Here is a 3,916-nt window from a genome sequence, read left to right as displayed (position 1 = left end):
TGAAAATTGAAATGAGTATTATTCGACTTCTTTCATCTCAAGAATTCGATCGACTCGGAAATGTCTCAGCTCTTTTCTTTTAAAACAATAGGCTTCGAGCCCGAAAAACTTTTTCCCCTGGTAATCGAGTTCGCCCAAATAAAATGGTTCGATTATCCGTTTTGATTTTTCATCGTTGGTTTTGAGATAAATAATTTCCAATTTTTTTTTGGCTTCAATAGCTTCTTGAAGAAAACGCAGCTTTTCTTCTAATGGCATCTTTTCATCAGATAGCTGGTATTGAAAACGGGTGAGGAAATCTGCAACTTTCCAGTCGGCAAAGATGTGTTTTTTCTGAATAGGTTGTTTGAGCACAATACCTGTAAGCGAGGTGCACCGGCTCAAAGCCACATAAACCTGTCCGGGTGAAAAAGCCCCTCTCTCAAGATCCAGAACAATCCGATCAAAAGTCTTCCCCTGGCTTTTATGGATGGTAATCGCCCAAGCCAGCCGCAAAGGAAGCTGGGTGAAAGAACCCAGTGTTTGGGTTTTAATCAATGAATCTCCTTCATCATACTGGTATTCGAAGATCTCCCAGGTGTAAGGTTCTACTTTAACTAGATCTCCATCGGTTAATTCAACAATCACTGAGGATGACTCATTTTCTTTGGCTTGATTACATTGGACAACCTTCCCAACACTTCCATTCACCCAACGACCAAAGGGATCGTTATTTAAAAGCATCACCTGAGCTCCTTCTTTTAAACCAATAATCTCCTCGGTGGGAAAATTCTGAAATTCAAAATTACCTTCGATTAGTGAATCGTAACAATAGAGAGTGCCGGAAATTTTTTCCAGTTGTTCCTGATTGATTTTATTTGCCGTACTATTACGGGTGGTGAGGGATATGCAAAAGTCGTCCGAGCTTGGTTCATAATCCGGATTGAATCTAGTATTAAGAGTATTTAAATGTCCATCGTTAACCGTCCCATTTCGTATGGCATTGAGAATTTCAATGAATTTTTCATCTTTCTGACGAAAAATCTTATCCAGTTCGATTAATGTCAGGGGAAGGTCATTAATGGCTTGAGCTGAGAAAAAATATCCGGTTTTATATTTGTTTTTAAAAATATCCTTTTCACCTCTTTTGATCACCGGAGGAAGCTGATAAAGGTCTCCAATGAAAACCATTTGCTTTCCACCAAAGGGCTTTTCCTTTTTCTTGCAATTAAGCCGTAAAAATCGGTCTACGCAGTCTAAAAGGTCGGCTCTCACCATTGAGATCTCATCAATAATAATTGTGTCAACCTGCTGGTAGATATCAATTAAATCGCTTTGTAGTTTTTCGACTTTATCCAGAGTAATATCCGGTCTAAATCGAAAAAAAGAATGGATCGTTTGTCCTTTAACATTTAAAGCGGCGACACCGGTAGGAGCTAAAACCACCACTTGCTTTGAGGTGTTATTTCGAAATAACTCAAGTAAAGTCGATTTCCCGGTACCGGCTTTTCCAGTAATAAAAAGGTGGGATGAGGAATTTTCTAAAAGATTTAATGCCTTCTCAAATTCCGCAGTAATTTCAATCAACGGATAAGGATGGTTCTCGTTATTTGGTTTTGATTGAAATTGATGCAAATGCATTTTTTTCAAAGTGAACGACTTCTCCAAATTTTAAAATTACCCTGATCTTATCATCAAGATATCTTATTGAAACCGAATCGGTCAAGTTTTAGAATTCTTCTACCTTTAATTTTGGACTAATTTTTTAACTTTTCCTGTTTTTAGACAAGATAATGAGTCAGCAAAAGAAATTTGGCTATCAAAAAAATGCTTTTTTTATCCTTAATCCTTGGTTGGTTTTTTAGGTCTAAGGATTTTATTTAAAATAATAGAAAATGTTGAAAAAAGAATCATTTTTTAAGGTATTTGTTAAAATAGCCGATTTATATAGATAGGTCGTTATTTTTATGTATCTATTCAATCCTTTTTTTTATTTTTTTTAGAACCAAAAATAAAAAAAGAAGGTGTTATTTATGAAAGCAATTGGTTTAAGAAGCGGACTGCTATCTATTGCTTGGATCTTACTCATTTGGTTGGTTTTTATTCCTCCAGTTTTAGGAGCTGAAGTGAATAACCTTCAAGCAGCTATCGATGAGTATATGAATGCAACTGTCAAAACCGGTAGATTTAATGGTTCAATTTTAGTCGCTCAAAAAGGCGAAGTCATGGTTAAAAAAGGATATGGAACGGCGAACTTTGAGTGGCAAATCCCCAATTCATCTGAGACCATCTTTCGTCTGGGTTCGGTAACCAAGCAATTTTGTGCCGCTTGTATCATGCAATTGGAAGAAAAGGGGCTCCTAAGCCTCAACGATCAGCTTCAAAAATATATCCCCGACTATCCTCAGGGCAACATCATAACCATTCACCATTTATTAACTCATACTTCAGGTATTCCGAATTTTACCAATTTTCCCGATTATATATCGACGATGATGATCCCTTCCCCTCCTGAAAAAACCATTGACCGGTTTAAAAATCTTCCGCTTGAATTCCAACCCGGAGAGAAGTTTGCCTATAGTAACTCCAACTATGTCTTACTGGGATTTATTCTTGAAAAAGTTTCTGGTCAGTCATTTGAAAATTATCTCCAGGAAAATATACTCAAGCCTTTACATATGGAGCATACCGGGTACGATCATCCAGAAAAAATACTCCCCAACCGGGCCTCAGGATATGACCCATCATCAGAAGGATTAATCAATACCCCCTACATTGATACCTCCATACCTCATGCAGCGGGAGCAATGTATTCCACTGTTGAAGACATGTATCTTTGGGACCAAGGACTGTATGGAGATACTATATTATCTAAAGCTTCACGCGATAAGATGTTTACTCCTTTTTTGAGTAACTACGGCTATGGTTGGATTATTACTAAGGCTTTTGGCCGGAAGGTGATTGCTCACGACGGTTCTATCAATGGTTTTGCGACCCATATCTCCCGATTTGTTGACGACCAAGTAACAGTTATCGTATTAAGCAATTTCAGCCATGCCCAATCTAGTCTGATTGCCAAAGACCTGTCAGCCATTGCGTTTGGTGAGCCTTATGACATCCCTGTTGAAAAATCTTATATCGAATTAGAAGCAGAAATTTTAGATAAATATACCGGAAAATACGAAATTCAGCCGGGATTATTCGCAGAGATTACTCGAAAAGACCAGTTCCTTTTTATTCAAGTGCAAGGTCAACCTATTATTCAACTTTTACCTCAAACCGAAACTCAGTTTTTTATTCAAGAAGTTGGCGCTACCCTCACCTTTATTACCAACGAAAAAGGTGAATTCACAGAAGCTGTGTTACATCAAAGTGGAAAAGATATCCCTTTATCAAGAGTGAAATAAAAATGATTGATTAACAAAAAACCTAACCGAGATTAATTTTGTTTAAAAAAACACTGGGATTGATTTATCAAACCAACCACAGAAAATTTAATATTCTGGAGGGATGAAAATTTACTGCGCCGGCTATTATTCCAGGTAGTGAAATGCTATGGTATGCTGATTTTTAGTTCTGGTTATCATAGGGTACTATTCAATTATATGAGGTTAATTCTACAAAAAAACAAATTTGATAAATCAGACCCACCCCCATTAATGCGTGAAATCCCTCCGTTGGAGGGGAATTTTATAGGAATGATTTTAATTTTCAATTTTTCTATTCCCCTCTGTAGGGGGGCATAAGGGTCTCATCTTTTTTAATTTGTTGGTTATTTCTTCTCCTATAACTCATCTCAACCTTCTCCTACTCCGAAAAATGTAATAAAATAAGTCAAAGATTTTTCCCACACCTGCTTGGAAGAGAATTTGTATGAGTGAGCAAAAAATATCTGGAGGATATAGCGATGAAAAATAATCTAAGCAAGGTTTTTCTG

General features: G+C 36.9%; 2 protein-coding genes. One reads left to right on the top strand and one right to left on the bottom strand.

Annotated features, from left to right (window positions below):
* Positions 1–18 precede the first annotated feature (18 nt).
* On the bottom strand, positions 19–1,620 hold the full coding sequence (locus tag PLK24_RS06275; RefSeq protein WP_324477373.1) for an AAA family ATPase: 1,602 nt from the start codon (positions 1,618–1,620) through the stop codon (positions 19–21).
* Positions 1,621–2,012: 392 nt separating this feature from the next.
* On the opposite strand from PLK24_RS06275, the gene PLK24_RS06270 reads away from it, so the two are divergent.
* Positions 2,013–3,386, top strand: a complete 1,374-nt coding sequence (locus PLK24_RS06270) for a serine hydrolase (protein ID WP_324477367.1) — start codon at positions 2,013–2,015, stop codon at positions 3,384–3,386.
* Positions 3,387–3,916: the final 530 nt, after the last annotated feature.

The organism is Atribacter sp. (assembly GCF_035418125.1).
Lineage (GTDB): Bacteria > Atribacterota > Atribacteria > Atribacterales > Atribacteraceae > Atribacter > Atribacter allofermentans.
This window is presented reverse-complemented; position numbering and strand designations above follow the sequence as displayed.